Here is a 23497-nt window from a genome sequence, read left to right as displayed (position 1 = left end):
ATCATCCAGATCCTGTTTTCAACTCTTCTCTCAAGCGGCCTCGTTCAGCCGCTCGTATCGTGCCCGTGCCGCAAGAACCGCGTCGTTGTTCTCAATCGCCCAGCTCGTCAAGGCCTTGATGGGGTCGAGAAGCGTCCGACCCAGGGGGGTAAGGGCGTAATCCACGCGCGGCGGGATCGTGGGTGTCACCACCCGCTCCACCAGACCGTCCCTCTCCAGCTCCCGCAACGTCGATGTGAGCGACTTTTGTGTGACGCCGCCGATTGCTCTTTTCAGCTCGGAAAACCGTTTCGAGTCCGCCTCGAGATGAAGGACCACCAGTGTCGACCATTTGCTGCCGATTGTCTGCAAGAGCCTGCGGACGGGTACGCATCGGGGATCCTGGTGGCGGGGAAGCGGTTTCATCGGGGATACCTCGGTTTCCAAAAAGTGCCGTCTTGCCTTTTTGAAAGTCTCGCATACTTTATCGCCAGTTTCCAGTCGATACCCAGGTATCTTTTGGAAACTGTCCTCCCAGAATTCATTTCCCTCAGGAAACTACCATGTCACTCAAGTTGAAAGTCATCACCGGGTCCACGCGCCCGGGCCGCGTCGGACCGAAAATTGCCGGTTGGGCGGTCGAGGAAGCGAAGGCCCAGGGCGCATTCGAGGTGGAGGCCGTCGATCTGGCCGACATCGGTCTGCCGCTGCTTGACGAGCCGAACCACCCGGCCATGCAGCAATACACCAAGGATCACACCAAGAAGTGGGCCAGCATCATCGCGGACGGAGACGCCTATGTTTTCGTCACGCCCGAATACGACTATTTTCCGCCCGCCTCCCTGGTCAACGCCATCCAGGTGCTTGCCAAGGAATGGAACTACAAGCCGGCCGGCATCGTCAGCTACGCCCATGTCTCCGGAGGCCTGAGAGCGGCCCAGCCCCTGCGCGAACTCATGGCCAATCTGCAGATGGTCGCCCTGCCGCAGGTCGTTCCGATCCCCTTCTTCACCCAGCATATCGGCGGTGACGGCGAGTTCACGCCAAACGACAAGATGAAGGAAGGCGCCTCCCTCATGCTCGGCGAGCTCGCCAAGTGGGCCACCGCGCTCAAGACCATGCGCTGATCATGACCCGAAGAACCGCCAGCCAACGGCCGGCGGTTCGTCGTTCAGAGTTCTCAAGATCGAGCTTCAGCCCTTGACCGGCCCCAGATCGCAGGGCGCCTCGCTGTCGTCCGGCACGAAGAAGTCGGGGGCCAGGGCAAGGGTCGGATCGACGCGGTACTTGTCGAAATCCGTGACACCCCGGCTTGCCAGGAAGGTGTCGTCGATGAGGAACCGGCCCGTGAGGTCCTTAGATGGCGAGGTGAATATCTCGTAGGCGGCGTCGGCCAGAATGTCGGGCGTGCGGCTCTGCCGCATCATCTTGTCGCCGCCGATAATATTCTTGATCGCAGCCGTCGCGATCGTCGTTCGCGGCCACAACGCGTTGACGGCGATCCCCTTGGAGCGCAGTTCACCGGCAAGGCCCAGAACCACCAGGCTCATGCCGTATTTGGCGATCGCGTAGGGGGTGTAGGGTGCGAACCACTTTTCCTTCATGTCGAGCGGCGGCGACAGCATCAGGATATGCGGGTTGTCCGATGCCTTCAGATGCTCGATCGCATGCTTGGAGCAGGCCAGCGTGCCGCGCGTGTTGATCTGGTGCATCAGATCGAAGCGCTTCATGTCGGTCTGGGCCAGCGGTGTCAGCTGGATAGCGCTGGCGTTGTTGACGACGATATCCAGCCCGCCGAAATGGTCCGCCGTCCGGTCCATGGCCTCCTTCACCGCCTCGTCGTCACGCACGTCGAGCACGACCGGCAGAGCCTTGCCGCCGGCGGCCTCGATCTCTTCGGCGGCGGTAAAGATCGTGCCCTCCAGCTTCGGATGCGGTTCCGCGGTTTTCGCGGCGACGGCGACATTCGCGCCGTCCTTTGCAGCCTTGAGCGCAATGGCTTTGCCGATGCCGCGCGAAGCTCCGGTGATGAACAGGGTCTTGCCCTTCAGGGACATGATATTTCCTCCAGGGTATCGCCGCAAGGCGACATTGTTTTCTCAGGCGTTCAGGTCTTTTTCTTCGTCATGAAGGCCTCGAAGGCGGCAATTGTTTCCGGCGCGCTCAAACGTTCGGCGAAGATCCTGATTTCCTCTTCCACCCGTTCCGACAGGACCGACGTGTCGCCGCGCAACAGCTTTCTGGAAAGCGCCATGGCTTCGGGCGGTTTCGCCGCGATTTCCCGGGCGCAGGAAAGGGCGACAGCGTCGACATCGTCCTCGACAATTTCGTTCACCAGTCCGGTCTGGAGCGCTTTTTCGGCGGAAAACGCCCTGCCGAGACAGAGCAGTTCAAAGGCGCGGGCATGGCCCATGAGCTGCGGCCCGAGCAGACTCGACCCGGCTTCCGGCACCAGTCCCAGATCCACAAAGGGCGACCGGATCAGTGTGCGCGGGCTTGCAAACACCATGTCGCAATGCATCAGCATGGTGGTACCGATGCCGATGGCGAGCCCATCCACCGCGGCCACAAGCGGCTTTTCGTTTCGCACGAGCGCACGCAGGAAGCGCGCCACTGGCGTTCCCAACAAACCCGTTTTACCGGCATAGCTCAGGAAATCACCGATATCGTTGCCGGCGGTGAAGACTTCCGGCTGACCGCAAATGAGGTGACAGCGGATGCTTTCGTCGCCGTTGCCGCTTTCCAGCGCCTCGGCGAGTTCGGTATACATGGCCCCGGTGAGGGCGTTCTTTTTCTCCGGCCGGTCCAGACGCAGGGTCTGGACGCCGTCTTCAAGGCTGATACGGATCATGAGCGGTCTCTCTTGCCGGAGGGGTCAGGACGCAAGTGCTTCTGCGTCGAAGGCCTGGATGGACTGGGCGGACAGAAGAATGTCCGATTTCAGACCCGCCGTTTCGCCCAGGATCGTCTCGCAGAAATTCCGCGCCAGCAACGTGCGCTCCGCGAGCCGCGCCGCCGGTTCACCGGCCGAGCGCAGGGCGCCTTTGGCCAGCAAGGCGCCGCCCAGGGCCAACCCGGCGAGCCGCAGGTAAGGCGTCGCGCCGGACAGGGCGTCCGCGACCCTGCCGTCCGATTGTGCGCAGAGCATATAGTCCGTTGCGGCCTCAAGGTCCTGAATGCTTGCGGCGAGCCGTTCCGCCGTCGCGCCGAACTCCGGCCTGTTGGAAGCGGCCACCTCTTCGGCCACCGCTTTCAGTTCACCGATAAAGCCCTTTACGTGATCGCCGCCGGACAGGGGGAGCTTGCGCATCACCAGGTCGATGGACTGAATGCCGTTGGTGCCTTCGTAGATCGGGGCGATGCGGGCGTCGCGCAGATGCTGGGCGGCGCCCGTTTCCTCGATGAAGCCCATGCCACCGTGGATCTGGACACCGAGGGAAGCCACCTCGACACCGAAGTCCGTCGACAGCGCCTTGGCAATCGGCGTCAGAAAGCTGGCCCGATCGACCCAGAACGTCTTGTCCGCGGGATCCTCCGCGGCATGGCTCATGTCTATGGCATGGGCGCAGGCATAACAGATCGCGCGGGCAACCTGGGTCCGGGACTTCATGGCGAGCAGCATACGCTTGATATCCGGATGGCGCGCAATCGGGCTCATGCCGTCGCCGGTCTCTCCCGGCGCCCTGCCCTGCTTGCGTTCGATCGCGTAGGTCAAGGCATGCTGATAGGCCCGTTCGGCCACGCCAAGCCCCTGGATGCCGACGGCCAGACGGGCATTGTTCATCATTGTGAACATGCAGGCGAGCCCCCGGTTCTCCTCGCCGATCAGCCAGCCTGTCGCTCCGCCATCGTCTCCGTAGATCATGGTGCAGGTCGGCGAGCCGTGAATGCCCATCTTGTGTTCGACACCGGCCACGCGCACATCGTTGCGCGCGCCGATCGCCCCGTCGTCGCCGACGAAGAATTTTGGAACCAGAAAAAGCGAGATGCCCCTGGTGCCGGCGGGCGCGTCAGGCAGGCGCGCCAGAACCAGATGGACGATGTTGTCCGTCAGATCGTGATCGCCATAGGTGATGAAGATCTTCTGGCCGAATATCCTGTAGGTGCCGTCGCCGTTGCGCTCCGCCCTGGCTTTCAGGGCATTGAGATCGGAGCCCGCCTGGGGCTCCGTCAGGTTCATGGTGCCCATCCATTCCCCGGACACAAGTTTCTCCAGGTATTTGGACTTCAGGTCGTCGGACGCATGTTTCTCGAGAGCTTCAATCGCGCCGATGGTCAGCGTCGGTCCGATGGCAAACGCCATGGAGCCGGAGTTCCACATTTCCATGGTCGCCGCCGACAGCATGTGGGGCAGGCCCTGGCCACCAGCCTCCGGCGCCGCGGAAAGCCCGTTCCAGCCCCCCTCGATCCACGCATGATAGAGCTCGCGCCACCCCGGAGGCGTGGACACAGCGCCGTTCGCAAGCGGTGTTCCGTGCTTGTCGGCAACCGCATTGAGCGGCGCGATCTCCTCGGAAGCGAAGCGGCCGGCCTCGGTCAGGATGGCATCCACCAGATCGTCGCTCAACTCCGCGTGCCGCGCCTTGGCCTGCAGGTCGCTCAGACCGCAGATATGCTTCAGGGTAAAGGCAATTTCGTCGACAGGTGCACGGTACATCCATAATCCTCCCAGAAACCGGCCACTGGCGGCCCGGTTCAACAGCGCTTGTTGCTTTTTTCATGCCTTGACGACAGCAATGCTAATCCGCAAAAGGCACATAAGACGGCGTTGAGACAGGACAATAGCCTTGTTGACGTTAACGTCAATCCATATCGCCGCGGCAGGTGGTTATCTTTTTGGTCAATGAGCCGGCCGTAGAGGGGAAGAAGTAGCGGACATGCAGCGCTGGACGCTCGACGTGGAAAAGCCGGACTGGCGGACATCGCCAGAAGCCGATGCCGCCTGCGCAGCCCTGTTGCGCGGCGAACTGGTCGCCGTCCCCACGGAGACGGTCTACGGCCTCGCGGCGGATGCGACCAACGCGACGGCCTGCGCCAGGATCTTTGAAGCCAAGGGCCGGCCCCAGTTCAATCCGCTGATTTCTCATGTGCCTTCCCTAGCGGCGGCGGAAGCGCACGGCGACTTCGACGCCATGGCCCGCCGGCTCGCGGAAGCCTTCTGGCCCGGGCCGTTGACCCTGGTGGTTCCGAAGAAAGCGGCATCCCCGATCTGCGATCTGGCAACGTCCGGCCTTCAAAGCGTCGCACTTCGTGTGCCCGCCGGACCGGTCATGCGCTTTCTCTCCGAGAGGACCGGCCGGCCGCTGGCGGCGCCGAGCGCCAATCTGTCCGGCAAGGTAAGCCCGACCCGCGTGGAGGACGTGATTGCCGATCTCGGTCCGTCGTTGAGCGTCGCGATCGATACAGGCCCCTGCACGGTCGGCATTGAATCCACCATTGTCGGCCTGACGGGCGACGGCGCCCGGCTGCTGCGTCCGGGCGGTCTTGCTCGGGAGGACATCGAAGGCATTCTGGGGGCAAAGCTTCAGGAAGCGGACACCGGCGCCGATCCGGAAGCACCGGAGGCCCCCGGCATGCTGACATCTCACTACGCGCCGCGAGCCGCGCTTGTCCTCAATGCCCAAGAGGCGGAGCCGGGCGACGCCCTTCTCTCTTTCGGGCCGGACCGGCTTCCGGGCGCCGCAAATGCGCTCGCCGAGTTCAACCTCAGCCCTCGCGGAGACTTGACCGAAGCGGCCGCAAACCTGTTTCTGGCCATGAGAACGCTTGATTCCAGCGGTTCCGGGACAATCCGGGTCCAGGTTATCCCCAGCTTTGGCCTCGGTGAAGCAATCAACGACCGTTTACGGCGCGCGGCAGCGCCACGGCCCTGACCGCCGGACAGCCGCCTTCGCATCGCCTCGGCTTGCGCAGCGCCGTCGCCAAATTGGCGTGAATTTCATCAGACCAACAAAAAGCCAGAAAAATCAGCAACTCTGCAAAAGGACTTATGTTCCAGCTTGAACGCTCATGAATTGAAGTCTAGTCGCAGCAGCTTCAATATTCGCCGCTCGCAGTCAAGCAGCGCGCCAGACATGACCTAAAATGCACCTAAGCATTTTACACAGTAGGCGCAGCGCCTTCCTGTCTGGAATCTCTCTTATCAACACAGCCCCGCAAGCCGATTACGGTAAACAGCTCGCTTTCCCGGCAAAGAATCGCGTAGTTTATTCTTCGTAATTGAGATGCAGCGGACCTCCCCTCGGGCATTGCGGTGCTCGCACCTTCAAATGGGCCGGCAAGCCAGCCGGCCCCCTTTTTTGTGTGGCCCGGCGCTCCAAACTGCCCCCCCTTCGCAACAACCGATTTCAACCGGGACCATCGGAGCCGAAATCTGCGGTTTCCGCGCACATCCGGATTAGACCTATCTGTAATTGACAGATTTGCCGGGGGCCGCTCAGATGGCTTCAGATCAATAAATAATCACAATTTTCCGGAAACGCCTCGTGTCCACTCTGCTTCTGCACCACTCTTCTTATCTCGACCACCTTACCCCCGTCGGACATCCCGAGCGTCCGGACCGCATCCGCGCCATCGACCGGATTCTGGAGCATGAAAAGTTTCAGCCGATCGAACGCGACCTTGCTCCCGTCGGCACGCTGGAAGACATCGCCCGCGCCCATCCCATGTCCTATGTCGACCACTTGCACCGGTTGGCCCCCGAGGAGGGAACCGCCAGGGTTGATGCGGACACGACCATGTCTCCGGGGACCTGGGAAGCGGCCTTGCGGGGTGCCGGCGGTGCCTGCCGGGCCGTGGACGAGGTGCTGACGAAAAAGGTGAACAACGCTTTTTCCGCCTCCCGCCCGCCGGGGCACCACGCGGAGAAAGAACGGTCGATGGGCTTCTGTTTTTTCAACAATGCCGCCGTCGCCGCCCGATACGCACAGGCCGTGCACGGGCTTGGCCGGGTAGCAATCATCGATTTCGACGTGCATCACGGCAACGGCACCCAGGACATCTTCTGGGACGATGCGACCGTTATGTACTGTTCCACGCATCAGATGCCGCTTTATCCCGGCTCGGGAGCCGCTTCGGAAACCGGCGAAGCGAACACGATCGTCAATGCTCCGCTTGCTCCTGGCGAAGGCGGCGCGGCTTTCCGGGAAGCCTTTGACATCGCCATCTTGCCGAGGCTCGAGGACTTCGCTCCGGAACTGGTCATCATCTCGGCGGGTTTCGACGCCCATGCCCGCGATCCGCTGGGCGGCCTCAATCTGGTGGAAGCCGATTTCGCCTGGGCGACCCGCGCCCTGATGGACGTCGCCGACAAACACAGCAACGGCGCCGTGGTCTCCATTCTGGAAGGCGGATACGATCTTGAGGGCCTGGCCCGTTCCGTTGCCGCCCATGTCTTGACGCTGATGACCGGCTGAAACGCGGTCGGGAAAACAAAACGCCGGGGATCAATGGCTTTATGGCCGATTGAAGCCTTGACCTCAGCGGCGCGTCCCGCAAGTTTCCCTCAGTGACCTGGTGCCGCAGAACGGGAGACGGGCTCCAACCGGCTGGACCGGTGCCAGACATTACCGAGCGAATGGCCCAACCGGGCGCCACCGTTCCAGGACAAGGGACTTCATCGATGACCGACGCCGCAAGCGACATCAAAAGCCTTTCGTTCGAAGAGGCTCTCAAGCAGCTTGAAACGATCGTGCGCGAACTGGAACAGGGCAATGTGCCGCTTGAGCGCAGCATCGACATGTATGAGCGCGGCGACGCCCTGCGCAAACATTGCGACGCCCTTCTGAAATCCGCCGAGGCGAAAGTGGAAAAGATCCAGCTCGACCAGAACGGCGCTCCCGGCGGAACCGCCGAACTTGATCCCCAGTAATACCGTAGACTTTCGATCGCGCCCCGCACCGCCTGTCCGGTGAACCGCATTATCAGGCGGCCTTTCCCCCTTTTCGGGGTGTGATTCAGATCATAGGCCAATCGCAAGCGTATCCCCTATTCTTTGCCTTCTGCTCCGGCAGGCGGTTGATAAAGGGCGGGTTCGCTCTGCTTCCGCTCAGGCCAACGAAGATGCGCGGTGACAGACCAGATCGGCCGCCGTCGCTCTCCTGATCGAAGAGGTTCCAAATGTGGCCAGGGTACGGCCTCGTAAAATTGTGCTTTCAGGCGTCAATCGGGCACAGAAAAGCAAGGAAAAGCTTCAGAGCTATGCTTTCGCATAGGTCAAAGACTTTGACGCGGCATTTCGACGCCCGATTGGTGTTCTCCGGATCGCTCAGGAAACGACTGTCTCCTGCGTTGTGAAAGCTTGAAAACCCGCCGGGTTTCCCGAGCGACCTGAACGTACAACGTTATGTGTCCGTACCGTAGACAAGCTCCGCTGGCTTGTCGTTTGTATTACCGACCTTCGATTGATTTTCCCTCGTCGAATTGCTAGTAAAACTTACAAGTCCGCAAGATGGCAATGTAAAAGTCCACCACCACAAAACATTATGATGCGTTTCAGCACAACAGACGAAAACAAACTACTAAAAATTGTTGTCAGCCAAACAACACAACCTGATGTCTGGCTGAGCGCTCTGGACCTTATCGATTCAAAGCTCGGCTGCCGCACCTTCCTGGCCGAGTACGATACGACGGGCCAGCCAACGGCGCAGTTCGGCGGACAGGGCCCGGCGAGCGATCTGAGGCGGCTCTTTCGGCAAATCGAGACCGACGGCGGCAGGAACGTCTTTGAGTTTCTGCTGACCGAGGCGGCCCTATTCTATCCCTATTGCAAGATTTGTCTGGACCGGGGCCTGTCGGAGAAGATCAGCACCTTGCCTCCCGCCCTTCCTGAATCCCCAGAGGGCGGAGAAACGGGTCGGAACGACGCCTGCGGCGATTTCAAAACGCTCCGCAACGCGCCCGGATTGATCTCGCCGGTCTGGCGAAGCGAAACCGTGACGGTCCTGTTCGCATGCATTTTCACGGAGCACACGCCGGAAACGATAGATGCCTCTGCCGCGACGGAGATCTTCCGCACGATTACCCAGGCCATGACGCCTGGACTCAGCACGTTTTACGAAATCGAGAAGGAACGGCACGAAAGCGGCATTCATCAAACGATGCTCACTGCCGTGGAGGGCTCGGTCGTTCTCATAGACGGGGCTGGCCACGTACTTGCCCAATCCGAAACGGGTATCGAGGCATTAAAATACCTGGATTTCGCCGTGCTGCGCGAAAGCAAGCTCGTCTTCAAAAACAAGCAGGCGGAATCCTATCTCCAAAGCTTCGATCCGGCGTCCCGCTCACCTGCGCAGGACACAGCCCTCCCGAGCTCCGCGCCGCCCACCGGTGCGACCGAAGAGCCCTATTTTTCGACCTGCCTTCGCGGGCTGGACGGAGCGTTGAAGCGCATCGTTATCCAGCCCGTATCCATGCCCGACCAGACGAGGGCCACCGGTCCCGGGCATCGGCTGCTCATCCGCGTGCGGGAAATGGCCTACCTGCCGGAAAACATCGAGCAGGTTCTTCAGGATCAGTACGACCTGTCGCAGTCGGAGGCCCGTCTGGCACGCAACCTGACGATGAGCGGGTCGATGAACGATACGGTCGCCCAGCTCGGCATCACGCGCAATACCGCCAAGACACACTTGCGCAGAATCTACGAGAAGACCGGCATGCACACACAGCTGCAGCTTGCCAGACTCGTCCACAAGATCTCGGGCCTGTTTTAGGGCGGCCACATAGAATTCGGCTTAAGGACGCCAATCCTGCAAAAAAGGGCCGGCAAAAAAGAGACCGGCAGAAAAAAGGGGCCGTCAAATGACGGCCCCGAGTCGATCACTGTGCACGTGGCCCCATCGACCACGCGGAATCAATTAAGATAGTTCCTGAAAAGATGCATCACCCAAACGGGTGACTGAGCGTAAAAACTGCAATAAGTTGCGCTCATCTAAGTATTACTTCGTATTCATCAGGCGCTTCTCAAAGTGGCTCCCGGAAAAAGCCGAACACGCCGCACTGACGCTCCCAACAGGCACATTTGCGCCCTCCAGAGGCATGATGTATGCCTGCCTGCCAAGTTATCTTTGCCGGAGTCTTCGAAAGCGTGACTTCCAAGCCCCACACGCCTCTGCTCGATCGGGTCAATTCACCAGCGGATTTGCGAAAACTCGACGAAACGGATCTGGTGCAGCTGGCTGACGAATTGCGGAAGGAAACGATCAGCGCCGTTTCCATCACCGGAGGACACCTGGGTGCCGGGCTCGGCGTCGTGGAACTCACCGTCGCGATTCACTATGTCTTTGACACCCCCGAAGACAAGCTGATTTGGGATGTCGGACACCAATGCTATCCGCACAAAATTCTCACCGAACGGCGAGAGCGCATCCGCACCCTGCGCCAGGGGGATGGACTGTCGGGATTCACCAGGCGGGCTGAGAGCCCCTACGACCCGTTCGGGGCGGCGCATTCCTCCACATCGATCTCCGCCGGCCTGGGCATGGCGGCCGGCCGGGACCTTAAAGGCGGAAACAACAACGTCGTCGCCGTCATCGGCGACGGCGCCATGTCGGCGGGCATGGCCTATGAGGCGATCAACAATGCCGGTCATCTCGGCTCGCGGCTTATCGTGATCCTGAACGACAACGGCATGTCCATCGCCCCGCCGGTGGGGGCGATCTCGGCCTATCTCGCCAAGCTCGTTTCCGGACCGGCGCATCAATCGACCGGAAACGCCGCAAAAGACATCGCACAGTCCCCGCCGAAGCCGGACTTCGAAAAAACCGCCCGGGCCGAAGAAACGCCTCACGGTTTCCAAACCGGCGGAACCTTGTTCGAAGAGCTCGGGTTTCATTATGTCGGCTCGGTGGACGGGCACAACCTGGAAGACCTGCTGCCGATCCTGAGGGGGGTCCGCGACAATCCTCAAGGACCGGTGCTGATCCACGCCGTGACCCAGAAGGGCAAGGGTTACACGCCAGCGGAAGGCGCCCGGGACAAATACCACGGCGTCGCCAAATTCGACGTCGTCACCGGAAAACAGTCCAAACCGAAGGCGAATGCGCCGACTTACACGAGCGTATTCGCGGCGTCCCTGATCGAGGAAGCCAGGAGGGACGGGAAAGTCGTCGCAATCACGGCCGCAATGCCCGATGGCACCGGACTCGATCTCTTCGGAGAAGCGTTTCCGGAACGCACCTTCGACGTCGGTATCGCCGAACAGCATGCCGTAACCTTCGCCGCCGGTCTTGCGACGGAAGGCTTCAAACCGTTCGCCGCGATCTACTCCACCTTCCTGCAGCGCGCCTACGATCAGGTGGTCCACGATGTTGCAATTCAGGGGCTTCCGGTGCGTTTTCCCATCGACCGGGCCGGTCTGGTCGGCGCCGACGGCCCAACCCATGCCGGCGCCTTCGACACCGTATTCCTCTCCTGCCTTCCCGGTTTCGTCGTCATGGCGGCGGCCGACGAAGTTGAACTCCGCCATATGGTGGCGACCGCCGTCGCCTATGACGAAGGTCCGATCTCCTTCCGCTACCCGCGTGGCGAAGGCGTCGGCCTCAACCTTCCCGAACGGGGCAGCGTTCTGGAAATCGGCAAGGGCGTTGTCCGACGGGAGGGAACCAAGGTCGCCCTCCTGAATTTCGGCGGACGGATGGCGGAATGCCTGAAAGCGGCGGATGAACTGGATGCGGCCGGTCTGTCGACGACAGTCGCCGACGCGCGATTTGCCAAGCCTCTGGACATGGATCTGATCCGGCGCCTGGTGAAGTCGCACGAGGTCCTGGTTACGATCGAGGAAGGCTCTGCCGGCGGTTTCGGCAGCCATGTGCTGACGAGACTTGCCGAAGAGGGCCTTCTGGAAAACGGGCTGAAAATCCGGACACTGGCGTTGCCCGACGCTTTCCTCGGCCAGGACAAGCCGGATGCGATGTATGCCCGGGCCGGCCTGAATTGCGACGGTATTCTGAAGGCGGTTTTCACCGCGCTTGGCACTGGGTCCGTTCCCGCCCCCCAGCGCGCCTGACTGTCTCAATTGCGAACTTGACCGGCGGCTCGGCGACGCCGCGCGAGGAAGTTTCTCAAACGTGATTGACAGGCACCGCATGACCTGAAAATGCTTTCTTGCAGACCAAAATGCGTCGGTTCCATCCGGCGCTTTTGTTTTTTCGCTTCGGTTTTGGAGACATCCTTGGCACAGACGCTGCTTTCCGTGTCCGCCCTCATGCTGTCTGTCGCCCTGCTCATTTTCGGGCACGGCCTCCAGACAACGCTTCTGCCGCTTGCCGCGGACCGGTTCTATTTCACGGACTTCGAGATCGGCGCCATCTCCTCGGCCTATTTCTTCGGCATGGTCCTCGGCTGCCTGGGCGCGCCGCTCGTGATCATGCGCGCCGGGCATATCCGCGCGTTCGCGGCCCTCGTGTCGCTGATGTCGGCGGCCGCCATTCTGCACCCGGTCATCATCGATCCCTATGCCTGGATGCTCATCCGCGTCATTTCAGGCTTCAGCCTGGCCGGCTTCTACATGATCGTTGAAAGCTGGCTCAATGAAAGCGCGACCAACGAAAATCGCGGAACGATCATGTCCTTCTACATCGTCATTCTGTTTGCCGCGCTGATGGCAGGCCAGGTGTCGATCGCGACGATGAACATTTCCGACTTCGTGCCCTTCGCGATCGCGTCCGTCATGGTCAGCCTTGCGGTGATGCCGGTTTCGCTGACGACATCCACACAGCCCGCGCCGATCACGCTTGTGCGTTTCCAGCCGATCAAGCTCTACAAAAACTCGCCGGCCGCCGTCGTCGGCGTCTTGTTTGTCGGCTGTTCGCAAGGCGCGCTTTTGACCCTTGCCGCTCTCTACGGATCGCAGATCGGCCTGTCGAGCAAGCAGGCGGCGCTCTACGCCGCCGCCATCGTCGCCGGAGGCCTCGTCGCCCAGTGGCCCGCCGGGCGATTGTCGGACAAGCTCGACCGGCGCCTTGTCATCGCCGGCCTGGGTGCGGCGACCGCCGCGGCGTCTTTCGGTATCGTCGTCTTCGAGCCGGTCGAGTTTCCAATCGCCATTTTGAGCGCCTTCCTTGTGGGCATGTTCTGTCAGCCGCTCTACGCGATTGCCGTGGCGCATGCCTTCGACCACGCCTCCTCGGAAGACTTTGTCGCGACCTCCTCCGGCATGCTGCTGTCCTTCGGAATCGGATCGATCGTCGGGCCGCTCGCCGCCTCGATGATCATGAGCCAGATGGGCCCCTCCGGACTTTTCGTCATGGTCGTCGTGGCCAATGTGGTCATGGTCGCCTTCATCCTGACGCGTGTCTTCACCCGCGAAGCGCTTACCGCCGACGAGAAGACAGACTTCGAATATGCGTCGACCGCGCAGGTCGGTACGGTCATTTCGGCGGAACCCCTCAATGCCGAGGACGAAGAATATGTCATCCCTCCGGAAGAATTTCCGGCTTACGAGGACGACATCTACAACTTCGAAACAACGGAAGAGGATCCGGAGGACGGATCGGATCCTACCGGGCCGGAGAAGACCCCGGCGCCCACGGACAGCGTGTCGGCCGCCGAAGCGTCGCGGACGAAGCGCGCACCGGACGGCCCGGGCATGTAAGGCAGCGGTTTGGATGACAAACCCGGGGGCAAATTCGCAACTCGACAGCGCGCGATATTGAGCCTATAGCCATCGTATGAACGTGCGGAGGAGCCATATGGAGGCGTTGAGACGGGAGCGTCACCCCCTGGTGGCACTTGCCGCGGTCGCCTTTTGCGTGCGTCTTTGCCTCGTCATTCTTGCGACCGCGCTGCTGCCGGACGGCGGGGCAGCCACCGGATGGGCGAGCCTCTGCCAGCCCTCCAGTCAGCAAGACGTTCCGCAATCACACAACACGCTTGCCTGTCAGTGTGGAACAACCTGCGCCCATGGGTGCGGCCTGGCGCCCGGCCTATGCGGCGCCACACCGGCACCCGAACCCGCCTTGGTGGCCTGCGGTCCAAAGACCCGCGCGAGCGGCACGGAAGTTCACCACACGCTTTCGCCCGGGTCGCTCACCATCCGCGCGCCTCCCAGTACCTTGATCTGACCGAAACCAAATCAACTCAGATATCAAGGACTTCATCATGAACTTCATGAAAACCCTGGCGGCGGCGGCTGCCCTCACTCTCGTTTCATTCTCAGTGTCGGCAATGGATTACACTGTCGGTGACCTGACGATCAGCAAGGCCTGGACCCGGGCTACTCCGCCCAAGGCAAAGGCGGGTGGCGGTTTCATCGAAATCGTCAACAACGGCTCCGAAGCCGACCGCCTGGTCGCGGCAAAATCCGACGTTTCCGGCAAGGTGGAGCTGCACGAAATGGCGGTGATCGACGACATCATGAAAATGCGCGAAATGAAAGGCGGCATCGAGATCCCGGCCGGCGAGACCGTGACCCTTCAACCCGGTGGCCTGCACATCATGTTCATGGGGCTGAGCCAGCCGTTCGAGGAAGGCTCGACGGTACCGGTCGTGCTGACTTTCGAGAAAGCCGGCGACGTGTCCATTGAGCTTCCCGTCGCGAAAATGGGCGCCAAGGAAATGGGCCACGGGGCGATGGATCACAGCAAGATGGATCACAGCAAGAATTGACGCGGTCCGGATCGGCCGAAACAACGGCCGATCCGCCATCTTCAAGAAGAGGAAAACCCATGTCCGGTCTGAAACTCTTCCGGTACGGAGCCTGGGCGGCGGTCGCCGCTCTCGCCGTCGTGTCCGGATATCTTGTCTTCCTGCAAACGGCGGGAAGCGACAAGTCCGGTGGCCTGATCGAGCCTCTGGCCGCCATCGGCGGACCGTTCGAGCTTGTCAACGGCTCGGGCGAAACCGTTACGGAAAAGACCTTTGCCGGTAAGCCGACGCTGATGTTTTTCGGCTTTACCTACTGCCCCGACGTCTGTCCCACCACACTTGCCGAAATGCAGGGCTGGATGGAGGCCCTCGGGGAGGATGCCGACAAACTGAACTATGCCTATGTCACCGTCGATCCGGAACGCGACACCCCCGACGTGATGCGCGACTATGTCTGGGCCTTCGACAAACGCATCCAGCCGCTGACGGGAACCCGGGAGCAGATCGATGTCATCCTGAAGGCCTACCGTGTCTATGCGCGCAAGGTTCCCCTTGACGACGGCGACTACACGATGGACCATTCCGCCGCCGTCTACCTGATGAATGCCGACCACAAGTTCGTCGGCACCATCGCTTACGGGGAAGCGGAGGAAACTGCCCTGAAGAAGCTGCGCCGGCTGATCGACAACGCGGCCGCTTCTTCGTGAACCGGTGCTGGCGAGCCTGAAGATATGCGAATGCCGCTTTATATTGGCCTCACCGCCGGCGCGACGGTTCTTGTCGCGCTGTCGGTCATGTTGTGGCTCTATGCAGGTGAGCGTATCTACGCGGACCGGCTGATTTCCGCCATCGCAAGCTGTTTCGGCTAAGACTGAAACGCTTCTCCCCGCTGACTGCTTTTCGAGTGTCCGAATGTCCAACCAACGCCTCGACCAGCATCTCGTGGACCTTGGCCTGTTTCCGAGCCGGGCCCGGGCCCGCGACGCGATCCTGCGCGGCACCGTGACGGTGGACGGCACGCCGGCGACGAAACCCTCTCAAAAGACCGGTCCGGACGCTCGGGTCGAGGTCGCGGACCCTGCGGCGCACTACGTGTCCCGCGCCGCGCTGAAACTGATTGAAGGTCTCGCGCGCTTCGGTGTCGATCCGGAAGACAGGATCTGTCTCGATATCGGCGCCTCGACGGGCGGATTCACCCAGGTGCTTCTGGAGCGGGGCGCAGCCCGGGTGCACGCCATAGATGTCGGCCACGGGCAATTGCACGAAACTCTGCGCAACCATCCCAAGATCGCCGTCCGGGAAGGCCTCAATGCCCGCGATCTTGAGGCGGCGCATCTTGGCGGCGACCGTCCGGACCTCGTGGTCTCCGACGTCAGCTTCATATCCTTGAAACTCGCGCTGCCTCCGGCGCTTGCCCTTGCCGCGCCAGGCGCGGAAGGGGTGTTTCTGGTCAAGCCCCAGTTCGAGGCCGGCAGGGACAACATCGGCAAGGGAGGTCTGGTCGACCCGCAGATCGCGGCGGACACCGCGAAAGACTTGCAAATCTGGCTCGGCACCGTTCCCGACTGGCAGGCCGGCGATCTTGTGCCCTCGCCCGTCAAAGGCGGCGACGGCAACGCGGAGTGGCTTCTTTGCGGGAAGAAAAGCGGGTAGGTCCACTGAAGCGTGGGAGCCTCTCCTTGTCATCCCTGCGCAGGCAGGGACCCAGTAAACGCAAGCGATGCGGTTCCAGCAGACTCGCGGAGTACTGGATCCCGGTCATTGCTGCGCAAAACCGGGACGACAACCAGTGTTTCTCCTGAGCGTAATCGGAACAGAGAGCCGCTGACTCAGTTTTCAGCGGCCGCGCCCTTTGCCGCCCCTACCCCCCCTTCGCGGAAATCGCGATCTTCACCGAAGCGTACCATTCCGCCGCGGCGCGGATTTCGTCGTCGCTCATGTCGGCGGCGATCTCGCTCATGATCTCGTGTGTCCGCTTGCCGTTTCGGAAGGCCTTGAGCTGGGTGTCGATGTAGATCGTGGTTTCCCCGGCAAGGTTCGGCGCGTCTTCCAGTTGCGAAATACCGTCGACGCCATGACAGGCGACGCAGGCTTCCGGAGCCTGGGCTTCGTCGCGGGTGAGCGTCGTGGTCACGTCGTGATTGGCGAACCAGGCCGCCAGATTGGCGATCTTCTGGTCGTCGAGGCTCTTGGCCACCACGCTCATCATTTCGTGCTCACGCGTCCCCTCGCGAAACGCGGTGAGCTGATGCTCGATATAGGATGCCGGTTCGCCGCCGATATGAGGAGCGATCGGGATGGTCGCGAAACCGTCGATCCCGTGGCAGGTCCGGCAGGAGCCTGCCTGTTTTCGGCCGGCCTGCGGATCGCCTTCAGGCAATTCGGCGGCCGGAAGCGCCCCGGCGTGGAGAACCACGCCGAGGCTCAGGAGGGCTGCCCGCATCATTCGCCGTAGCTGATCCGGTAGATCGCGCCGGCGAGGTCGTCGGAGACCAGGATGGAGCCGTCACGCAACTGCGCGACGTCGACCGGACGGCCGAGATACTCGTCGTTCTCGTCGATCCAGCCTTCGGCGAAGGGTTCGCTGGTGGCATTGCCGTCTTCATCGATGAAGGTGACCATGACGCGCGCGCCGACCGGCGTGGTCCGGTTCCAGGAGCCGTGCTGGGCGGAGAAGATCGCGTTCTTGTACTTATCCGGGAACATCTTGCCGGTGTAGAAGGTCATGCCGAGATCGGCGGCATGAGCCGTCATCTCGACAGCCGGGAACACGACATCCGCCGGCGGATCGCTTTCCGCGTATTCGTTGGTGCGCACATGTCCGCCACCGTACCAGGGGAAGCCGAAATGCTGGCCCATTGCGGTCTGGCGGTTCAACTCGCCCGGCGGGATGTCGTCCCCCATGCCGTCGACCTGGTTGTCGGTGAACCAGAGCTCGCCGGTCACCGGATGGAAATCGTGACCGACCGAGTTGCGAATGCCGCGGGTGTAGACCTCGCGTTCCGATCCGTCCATGTTCATCCGGATCATGCCGCCGATGCCGACCTCGTTGTAAAGATCCATCTTCTCCGGCGCAAACACGTTGAACGGCTGGCCGAGCGAGATATAGACCTTGCCGTCCGGGCCGATCTTGCAGACCCGCGCGGTGTGGTTGTAGCTCTCTTCTTCCGGCGGGACCAGTTCGCCACCCGGAACAATCGGCACGGCCACCACGTCCGGGCTTTCATAGAAGAACTCGGCCGCCGGATAGAGCAGAACGCGGTTCTGTTCCGCTATGATCAGAAACCCGTCCTTGGTGAAGCAGGGCCCGTTCGGGATCGCCTTGGTGAGCGACGGAGCGAAGTTCTTCACCTCGTCCGCAACCCGATCCTTGTTGCGGTCGGTAACCGCCCAGACCTCGGTCTTGCGGGTGCCGACGAAGGTCACGATGCCCTGAGGGCCGACCGCCATGTGGCGCGCGTCGGGCACGACCGCGTAGAGTTCGATCTTGAAGCCGTCCGGCAGCGTGATCCGCTCGAGGTTTTTCCTGATGCCGTCGGCGAAAGGCCCGGTCTGCTCGACAACGGTAAAGTCCGTTACACCGGTTGTCTTGAAGGCGCCGAGCTTGGCCAGGTTGTCCGGCAGTCCGGCGGTTTGCGCAAGTGCGCTGCTGGCCAGCAGCGAGGCTGCGGCCACTGTCGTCAAAAAGGTCTTCATTCCTTCCTCCCAAGTAGCCGGAATGAATATTTTGTGTTTTCATTTTCCGGCATTCTTGAGGCTAGTTTCTTCCGACGCGCAGTTCAACTTTCAATTTATCCTGACAATACCCGCAACGGGAATAACTGCTTTTCCCTTCCGGCACGGCTGGACGCCCGGTTTCGCGAAAGCAAAACAGCTCGCGAGGCCCGGCATGAAAGCGCAAACGCCTTGCCCCCCGCTCCTCTTGGCGCTATCGCTCCCCCATGAGAGAGAGAGACCTTTTGATCACCGACCTCGGTCACCGTGGCGACGGCATCGCGCAGACGGAAGACGGGCCGGTCTTCGTGGCGGGTGCCCTGCCGGGCGAGACCGTCCGTGCGGACGTCAAGGGCGGACGCGCCCTGAACCCGGAGATCGCGGCCCCCTCGCCGGACCGGATAGAACCTGTCTGTGCGCACTATGAACGCTGCGGCGGCTGTTCCCTGCAGCATCTTGCCGAAAAGCCCTATCTTGCCTGGAAACGCGGCCTTGTCGAAAAGGCGCTGGCCGGACGCGGCATCGAAACGCCTGCGGCCAACACCTTGGCGGCCACGGCCGGCGGCCGCCGCCGGGCCGTTCTGACGGCGACCCGCGCCGGACGCCACACCCTGCTCGGCTATCACGAAAAGGCAAGCCACCGCCTGGTCGACATTCGCGAATGCCCGGTTCTCGACCCGGCGATCGTCAAGGCCCTGCCCGGCCTGAAAACCCTGGCGTCCGAGGTGCTGCCGAAAAAGGGTGAGTTGCGCCTCACCGTTCTTGCGACGACAGCGGGACTGGACGTCGCCATCGATAACGCCGACAAGGCTTACGAGCGCAAGATCCCCGGCCTTTCCCAGAAAACGGTCGAAATGGATCTGGCCCGTCTTTCGGTGAACGGCGAAGTCCTCCTGGAAATCCGGCCGCCGATGCTCGACATGGGCGGCATCGGCCTTGTCGCCGCGCCCGGCGGCTTTACCCAGGCAACGCTCGCGGCGGAAGACGTCTTGTCCCGCCTCGTCCTGAACGGGGTCGGCAAGGCGAAAGAGGTGGCCGACCTGTTTTCCGGCGCCGGCACCTTCGCCCTGCGTCTGGCCCGCACGGCCAATGTGCACGCGGTCGAGGGCGACAAGGCGGCGATCGCGGCCTTCGACACGGCGCTGCGCAGGGCCCAGGGGCTGAAGAGGGTCACTTTCGAAAGGCGCGACCTCTCCCGCCGCCCGCTGGTGCGCGACGAACTGGAGGCCTTCGACGCGGTCGTCTTCGACCCGCCAAGAGCCGGCGCGCAGGCGCAAGCGGAGCAACTGGCCCTTTCCAGGGTGGAAACGATCGTCGCGGTCTCCTGCAATCCGGCGACCCTCGCGCGCGACCTCAGGATCCTGCTCGACGGTGGCTATGCGCTGCAAAGCGTCACACCCGTGGACCAGTTCCAGTTTTCGCCCCATATTGAGGTTGTGGCGGTCTTAAAACGGGAGTGAGCCATGACGACGGTGGAAGGCGATACCGGTGCTGCGGCGGGTTTGCGGAAGCATCCGCTTCCCGGGATTTTCAGAAAAACCCGCTATGCACTCCATCAAGGCAGCCGGGTCGCGCTCTATACGCTGCACTCCGAAGCCATGCGCCGGATGAACCGGCGTCTGCAAAAGGAGCTTCCCGAGACCCCCAAGGTTACCCCGGAAGGACCCGTCCCGAGCCAGCGGCGCATGCTCGCCGATATCGTCAAGCTGTTTGCCGACGATCTGCAGGCCGTGGAGGCAGGTCTTTATCCGCTGCCTTCCGACGGCACCATGAGCCCGCGCCAGCTGCTCGCCACCAGTCGGGCCTTTTTCAAGGATGTACCGGAAGTCGCGCGCCGCCGGGCGACAGGCGCGCATCAGGAAGTCAACGACACGGCCGAGACCTTCGCGGTCGCGCTTCCCCGCTACTACCGCCAGAATTTTCATTTCCAGACCGACGGCTGGCTGTCGGAAGAAAGCGCCAAGCTTTACGACTTTCAGGTGGACGTGCTGTTTTCCGGCGCGACGGCCGCCATGCGCCGGCGCGCGCTCGTGCCCTTTGCCGAGATCCTGAAACGGAAGGATCAGCGCAGGGTCGCCTATGCCGACCTGGCCTGCGGCACCGGCGGATTGCTGGGCCCGGCGCTCGCCGCCTTTCCGCGGCTCAAGGGAACCGGGCTGGACCTTTCCGAACCCTATCTCAATGTGGCCCGCGACCGGATCCGGTCGCCGCGTGCCGGCTTCGTTACCGGCATGGCCGAAGCGCTCCCCTTCGCGAACAGCTCTCTCGACGTGGTCTCCTGCGTGTTTCTGTTTCACGAGCTGCCACCGAAAGTCCGAAAAGCGGTGATCAAGGAAGTGGCCCGTGTCCTGAAACCGGGCGGATCCTTCCTGTTCGTGGACAGTCTGCAAACCGGCGACGTACCGGATTACGACGGGCTTCTGTCGGTTTTTCCGCAGCTTTTTCACGAGCCTTATTATACATCTTACCTGCGTGAGGATCTTACCGGCCTGTGCGCCGCGCATGGGCTTCAGGAACGCTGGATGACACCGGCCTTCGTTTCCCGTGCCGTGGAGTTTGTAAAGCCTGCCTGACACTTTCAGTATCACTGAATTTTTTTCCTCTTTCTATTGAGACTGAAAGAGAAGAGGCGTATATGCGGGTCCATGAGACTCGATCAATGGCTTTTACAGGCAGGAGAAAGCCGCAGCGCCTTCGCGCGCCGCGCCGATCTGTCGCCTGCCTCGGTGACCGCCCTGTGCAATGACCCGAATGCATGGATCTCGCGGGACATGGCCCGCAAGATTGCCATTGCCACCGGTGGGGTCGTCACCCCAAACGACTTTCTCGGACTTTCCACAACCAAGGAGCATCCTGTGTCCCAGGCCCGTGTCGCAGAAGCAATCCGCGCGTTCGAGCGCGGTGAAATGGTGGTCGTGACCGACGATGACGACCGCGAGAATGAAGGCGACCTGATTGTCGCTGCTTCAAAAATCACGCCGGAACAGATGGCCTTCATGGTCCGCCACACCTCCGGGATCATCTGCGCGCCGATGACGGTTGCACATGCGCGACGGCTCAGGCTCGATCCGATGGTCGCTGAAAACGATGCGCCGCTGGCGACCGCCTTCACCATTTCCGTCGATTACCGCCAGGGCCTGACCACGGGCATTTCCGCCGAGGAGCGCTGCTCCACGGTCCGCGCGCTTGCCAATCCGAACGTCGGCGCGGACGATTTCGTCCGTCCGGGCCATATCTTCCCCCTGGTGGCCAAGGAAGGCGGCGTGATGATCCGCTCCGGCCACACGGAAGCCGCTGTCGACCTCTGCCGCCTGTCCGGGCTCGAGGAAGTCGGCGTGATCAGCGAGCTGGTCAATGACGACGGCACGGTCAAGCGGGGCCAGCAGGTCGCCGAGTTCGCTGCCGAATACGAGCTGAAGATGGTCTCTGTCTCCGACCTGATCGCCTGGCGCCAGCGCACGGAGCGCATGGTGGAACGGGTCAACGAGCAACCGGTCGATACCATCGCCGGCCCTGCCTATGCCATGACCTATTCCACGCCCTACGACCCGATGCACCATGTCGCGATCGTCTATGGCGATATTCTCGACGGGCGCAGCGTCCCGGTACGGCTGCAACTGGAATCCGTTCTCGACGACGTGTTCGGCGAAGCGCAGTCGCTCGACAATATCATGCGGCATTTCGCGGATCGCGGCCGGGGTGTCATCGTCTATCTGCGGGAAGGTTCGGTGGGTGTCGCCATCCAGTCCAAGCGCGCCCGGTCGGATTTCGAGGCGGCGGACACCGAGGAGCACAGCTCCGCGCAAGCTAGACAGGAACAATGGCGAGAGGTTGGTCTCGGCGCGCAGATCCTCAAGGACCTCGGCGTCAGCTCGATCCGCCTGTTGGCCTCCCGTGAGCGGCGTTACGTCGGGCTGGAAGGTTTCGACATCAAAATCGACGATACGGAAATCCTCGACACATGAGGCATTTCGAAAGGTAGTCCTCTATGGCAGCAGCCAAGGAAACAACCGCCACGACAGAAAAAAACATCGCTGAGGAAAACGAGAAGCCGACGCCCGTGCCGTTTACCGTCAGCTACAACCGACAGCAGAGCGAGAGCATCTTTTACGGATGCCTCGTGCTCGGCGCCTGTTTTGCCGCCGTCGGCGTGGCAGGCGGGCTGCCGCTTCTCGCATTTGCTTCCCTGGCGCCTTTCGCCTTCGCCTATTGGCATTTTCCGATGATTGAAAAAGGAAAACCCCAGCTCGGCGCCAACGAGGAAGGTCTTTACGTCGAACGCATCGGCTTCATCGACTGGGCCGCTATCCGCATGACGGACGTGAAGCGCACCTCGGTGCGCAATATCGAGCTGGTGCGGCTCGACGTGCTTCTGACCCGGCCGCTCGATGCCGCAACCGCCAAGGCCCAGACGTTTCCTTTCTGGAAAAAATTCATGATGCGCAACTGGAAGCGGATCAAACGGGAACATGGCAGGGAACTGATCGAAATCGATCTGCATACGCTTTCGGCCAATCCGGATGAAATTCTAAGCCGCATCCGCGCGTTCAAGCCTGTCTGATGCTTGAGGTGGCCGAAACGATCCGGCCACCTGCAAGTCGCGGTTATCGCGTCCCCGCAATAATCGACGCGATGACGCCAGTCGCGATTTGCACCAGCAGGTAGTTGTCGTCTTTCCTGACCCACTGGTATCCCTGCGGGGGCTTTTTCAAGTTGTGCTTCTGATAGCCGACCTTCGAGCCCATCTCATTTTTGGGCATCTTGCCGCCTTTCTTCATCCAGGCCGGTTTCTTGGCCTTCTTCGAAACCTTGTGCTGCTTTTTCTTTTGAGGCTTCTGCGGCTGGGTCTTCTGCTGGACCTTCTGCGGCTGGGACATGTGTTGCAGCTCCGCCTGTTTCGGAGGCTGTCCCGCTCCCTGGGCCAGGGCTGGAGACAAGGCTGCCGCGAAGATCAACGAGGATGCGACGACGGTTCGTAACAGATTGTTTTTCTGCATGTTTCTGCTCCATTTGCTGTTGCCTCCCCTCGTATGACGCGGTTGCTGAACAAGTGATGAACACATCGTTTGGAACTTCCGCGGACCTTTAGACAACAAACCGGATACGCCTTCGGTTCCCATCATGCGGAGCTTTGCAAGGTCCCTTTCGGCACTCGAGACGGAAGACCAGAGTGCCCGCCGGCTTTGCCTGAAATTGTTGCCAAGATCTCTCGGAAGATATC

Annotated in this window: 23 protein-coding genes; 16 read left to right on the top strand and 7 right to left on the bottom strand. The window is 61.6% G+C overall.

Annotation, left to right across the window (positions count from 1 at the left end; genetic code table 11):
• Positions 1-30: 30 nt before the first annotated feature.
• Positions 31-405, bottom strand: coding sequence for a winged helix-turn-helix transcriptional regulator (locus JF539_RS02790; RefSeq protein WP_207138829.1), 375 nt, complete (start codon positions 403-405; stop codon positions 31-33).
• Positions 406-542: 137 nt separating this feature from the next.
• Here JF539_RS02790 and JF539_RS02785 point away from each other — a divergent pair, with 137 nt between their 5' ends.
• Positions 543-1106, top strand: a complete 564-nt coding sequence (locus JF539_RS02785) for an NADPH-dependent FMN reductase (protein WP_207138828.1) — start codon at positions 543-545, stop codon at positions 1104-1106.
• Between the two features lie 66 nt (positions 1107-1172).
• Here JF539_RS02785 and JF539_RS02780 read toward each other — a convergent pair whose 3' ends face one another.
• From JF539_RS02780 to JF539_RS02770, 3 genes are read right to left on the bottom strand one after another with little or no spacing between them, the layout of a single operon-like run.
• Entirely contained in the window at positions 1173-2036 is an 864-nt protein-coding gene (locus tag JF539_RS02780) for an SDR family oxidoreductase (protein ID WP_207138827.1), read from the bottom strand.
• Positions 2037-2086: 50 nt separating this feature from the next.
• A complete protein-coding gene (locus JF539_RS02775; protein WP_207138826.1) occupies positions 2087-2830 on the bottom strand; it encodes a crotonase/enoyl-CoA hydratase family protein in 744 nt (247 codons plus the stop codon).
• Positions 2831-2854: 24 nt separating this feature from the next.
• Positions 2855-4636 (bottom strand): acyl-CoA dehydrogenase, encoded by a 1782-nt coding sequence (locus tag JF539_RS02770; protein ID WP_207138825.1) that lies wholly within the window; start codon positions 4634-4636, stop codon positions 2855-2857.
• Between the two features lie 220 nt (positions 4637-4856).
• On the opposite strand from JF539_RS02770, the gene JF539_RS02765 reads away from it, so the two are divergent.
• The 11 genes from JF539_RS02765 to JF539_RS02720 all read left to right on the top strand — a co-directional run bounded on the left by JF539_RS02765 (position 4857) and on the right by JF539_RS02720 (position 16215).
• Entirely contained in the window at positions 4857-5852 is a 996-nt protein-coding gene (locus JF539_RS02765) for an L-threonylcarbamoyladenylate synthase (protein WP_207138824.1), read from the top strand.
• A 612-nt stretch (positions 5853-6464) separates the two neighbouring features.
• A complete protein-coding gene (locus JF539_RS02760; protein WP_207138823.1) occupies positions 6465-7394 on the top strand; it encodes a histone deacetylase family protein in 930 nt (309 codons plus the stop codon).
• Positions 7395-7600: 206 nt separating this feature from the next.
• Positions 7601-7849: an exodeoxyribonuclease VII small subunit gene (locus tag JF539_RS02755; RefSeq protein ID WP_207138822.1), complete on the top strand. Its 249-nt coding sequence runs from the start codon at positions 7601-7603 to the stop codon at positions 7847-7849.
• Positions 7850-8381: 532 nt separating this feature from the next.
• The gene (locus JF539_RS02750) at positions 8382-9689 is read left to right on the top strand and encodes a helix-turn-helix transcriptional regulator (RefSeq protein ID WP_207138821.1); all 1308 of its coding nucleotides are present in this window, start codon (positions 8382-8384) and stop codon (positions 9687-9689) included.
• A gap of 332 nt (positions 9690-10021) precedes the next feature.
• A complete protein-coding gene (dxs, locus tag JF539_RS02745; RefSeq protein ID WP_207138820.1) occupies positions 10022-11983 on the top strand; it encodes a 1-deoxy-D-xylulose-5-phosphate synthase in 1962 nt (653 codons plus the stop codon).
• A gap of 165 nt (positions 11984-12148) precedes the next feature.
• Positions 12149-13570, top strand: coding sequence for an MFS transporter (locus tag JF539_RS02740; RefSeq protein ID WP_209016977.1), 1422 nt, complete (start codon positions 12149-12151; stop codon positions 13568-13570).
• A 97-nt stretch (positions 13571-13667) separates the two neighbouring features.
• On the top strand, positions 13668-14039 hold the full coding sequence (locus JF539_RS02735) for a hypothetical protein (RefSeq protein WP_207138818.1): 372 nt from the start codon (positions 13668-13670) through the stop codon (positions 14037-14039).
• Positions 14040-14076: 37 nt separating this feature from the next.
• A complete protein-coding gene (locus JF539_RS02730) occupies positions 14077-14583 on the top strand; it encodes a copper chaperone PCu(A)C (RefSeq protein ID WP_207138817.1) in 507 nt (168 codons plus the stop codon).
• Positions 14584-14642: 59 nt separating this feature from the next.
• Complete coding sequence (locus tag JF539_RS02725; protein ID WP_207138816.1) at positions 14643-15269, top strand: SCO family protein; 627 nt, start codon at positions 14643-14645, stop codon at positions 15267-15269.
• Between the two features lie 30 nt (positions 15270-15299).
• Positions 15300-15431, top strand: a complete 132-nt coding sequence (locus tag JF539_RS27830) for a hypothetical protein (protein ID WP_268957511.1) — start codon at positions 15300-15302, stop codon at positions 15429-15431.
• A gap of 43 nt (positions 15432-15474) precedes the next feature.
• Positions 15475-16215, top strand: coding sequence for a TlyA family RNA methyltransferase (locus JF539_RS02720; protein WP_207138815.1), 741 nt, complete (start codon positions 15475-15477; stop codon positions 16213-16215).
• Positions 16216-16423: 208 nt separating this feature from the next.
• Here JF539_RS02720 and JF539_RS02715 read toward each other — a convergent pair whose 3' ends face one another.
• Together JF539_RS02715 and JF539_RS02710 are read right to left on the bottom strand one after the other, a co-directional pair.
• Positions 16424-17008 carry a c-type cytochrome gene (locus tag JF539_RS02715; RefSeq protein WP_207138814.1) on the bottom strand — a complete coding sequence of 195 codons (585 nt, stop codon included), beginning with the start codon at positions 17006-17008 and terminating at the stop codon, positions 16424-16426.
• The gene (locus tag JF539_RS02710; protein WP_207138813.1) at positions 17005-18258 is read right to left on the bottom strand and encodes a PQQ-dependent sugar dehydrogenase; all 1254 of its coding nucleotides are present in this window, start codon (positions 18256-18258) and stop codon (positions 17005-17007) included. Before JF539_RS02710 ends, JF539_RS02715 begins: the two co-directional genes overlap by 4 nt.
• A gap of 245 nt (positions 18259-18503) precedes the next feature.
• Here JF539_RS02710 and JF539_RS02705 point away from each other — a divergent pair, with 245 nt between their 5' ends.
• From JF539_RS02705 to JF539_RS02690, 4 genes are all read left to right on the top strand, one after another.
• Complete coding sequence (locus tag JF539_RS02705) at positions 18504-19736, top strand: class I SAM-dependent RNA methyltransferase (protein ID WP_207138812.1); 1233 nt, start codon at positions 18504-18506, stop codon at positions 19734-19736.
• 3 nt (positions 19737-19739) lie between these two features.
• Positions 19740-20849 carry a class I SAM-dependent methyltransferase gene (locus JF539_RS02700; RefSeq protein WP_207138811.1) on the top strand — a complete coding sequence of 370 codons (1110 nt, stop codon included), beginning with the start codon at positions 19740-19742 and terminating at the stop codon, positions 20847-20849.
• A gap of 72 nt (positions 20850-20921) precedes the next feature.
• Complete coding sequence (gene ribB / locus JF539_RS02695) at positions 20922-22241, top strand: 3,4-dihydroxy-2-butanone-4-phosphate synthase (RefSeq protein WP_207138810.1); 1320 nt, start codon at positions 20922-20924, stop codon at positions 22239-22241.
• A gap of 23 nt (positions 22242-22264) precedes the next feature.
• Positions 22265-22837 carry a hypothetical protein gene (locus tag JF539_RS02690; protein ID WP_207138809.1) on the top strand — a complete coding sequence of 191 codons (573 nt, stop codon included), beginning with the start codon at positions 22265-22267 and terminating at the stop codon, positions 22835-22837.
• A 43-nt stretch (positions 22838-22880) separates the two neighbouring features.
• Here JF539_RS02690 and JF539_RS02685 read toward each other — a convergent pair whose 3' ends face one another.
• A complete protein-coding gene (locus JF539_RS02685; RefSeq protein ID WP_207138808.1) occupies positions 22881-23399 on the bottom strand; it encodes an RcnB family protein in 519 nt (172 codons plus the stop codon).
• Positions 23400-23497: the final 98 nt, after the last annotated feature.

The sequence above is a fragment of the Roseibium aggregatum genome (assembly GCF_017309185.1).
GTDB classification, from domain to species: domain Bacteria; phylum Pseudomonadota; class Alphaproteobacteria; order Rhizobiales; family Stappiaceae; genus Roseibium; species Roseibium aggregatum_B.
Note: the sequence above shows the minus strand (reverse complement) of the source record. Positions and strands in the feature narration are given on the sequence as shown.

Bases quoted from the DNA above. Each gene is read 5' to 3' on its own strand.
- JF539_RS02790 (WP_207138829.1), bottom strand. From the start codon at position 405: ATGAAACCGCTTCCCCGCCACCAGGATCCCCGATGCGTACCCGTCCGC.
- JF539_RS02785 (WP_207138828.1), top strand. From the start codon at position 543: ATGTCACTCAAGTTGAAAGTCATCACCGGGTCCACGCGCCCGGGCCGC.
- JF539_RS02780 (WP_207138827.1), bottom strand. From the start codon at position 2,036: ATGTCCCTGAAGGGCAAGACCCTGTTCATCACCGGAGCTTCGCGCGGC.
- JF539_RS02775 (WP_207138826.1), bottom strand. From the start codon at position 2,830: ATGATCCGTATCAGCCTTGAAGACGGCGTCCAGACCCTGCGTCTGGAC.
- JF539_RS02770 (WP_207138825.1), bottom strand. From the start codon at position 4,636: ATGTACCGTGCACCTGTCGACGAAATTGCCTTTACCCTGAAGCATATC.
- JF539_RS02765 (WP_207138824.1), top strand. From the start codon at position 4,857: ATGCAGCGCTGGACGCTCGACGTGGAAAAGCCGGACTGGCGGACATCG.
- JF539_RS02755 (WP_207138822.1), top strand. From the start codon at position 7,601: ATGACCGACGCCGCAAGCGACATCAAAAGCCTTTCGTTCGAAGAGGCT.
- dxs (WP_207138820.1), top strand. From the start codon at position 10,022: ATGCCTGCCTGCCAAGTTATCTTTGCCGGAGTCTTCGAAAGCGTGACT.
- JF539_RS02735 (WP_207138818.1), top strand. From the start codon at position 13,668: ATGGAGGCGTTGAGACGGGAGCGTCACCCCCTGGTGGCACTTGCCGCG.
- JF539_RS02730 (WP_207138817.1), top strand. From the start codon at position 14,077: ATGAACTTCATGAAAACCCTGGCGGCGGCGGCTGCCCTCACTCTCGTT.
- JF539_RS02725 (WP_207138816.1), top strand. From the start codon at position 14,643: ATGTCCGGTCTGAAACTCTTCCGGTACGGAGCCTGGGCGGCGGTCGCC.
- JF539_RS27830 (WP_268957511.1), top strand. From the start codon at position 15,300: ATGCCGCTTTATATTGGCCTCACCGCCGGCGCGACGGTTCTTGTCGCG.
- JF539_RS02720 (WP_207138815.1), top strand. From the start codon at position 15,475: ATGTCCAACCAACGCCTCGACCAGCATCTCGTGGACCTTGGCCTGTTT.
- JF539_RS02715 (WP_207138814.1), bottom strand. From the start codon at position 17,008: ATGATGCGGGCAGCCCTCCTGAGCCTCGGCGTGGTTCTCCACGCCGGG.
- JF539_RS02710 (WP_207138813.1), bottom strand. From the start codon at position 18,258: ATGAAGACCTTTTTGACGACAGTGGCCGCAGCCTCGCTGCTGGCCAGC.
- JF539_RS02705 (WP_207138812.1), top strand. From the start codon at position 18,504: ATGAGAGAGAGAGACCTTTTGATCACCGACCTCGGTCACCGTGGCGAC.
- JF539_RS02700 (WP_207138811.1), top strand. From the start codon at position 19,740: ATGACGACGGTGGAAGGCGATACCGGTGCTGCGGCGGGTTTGCGGAAG.
- ribB (WP_207138810.1), top strand. From the start codon at position 20,922: ATGAGACTCGATCAATGGCTTTTACAGGCAGGAGAAAGCCGCAGCGCC.
- JF539_RS02690 (WP_207138809.1), top strand. From the start codon at position 22,265: ATGGCAGCAGCCAAGGAAACAACCGCCACGACAGAAAAAAACATCGCT.
- JF539_RS02685 (WP_207138808.1), bottom strand. From the start codon at position 23,399: ATGATGGGAACCGAAGGCGTATCCGGTTTGTTGTCTAAAGGTCCGCGG.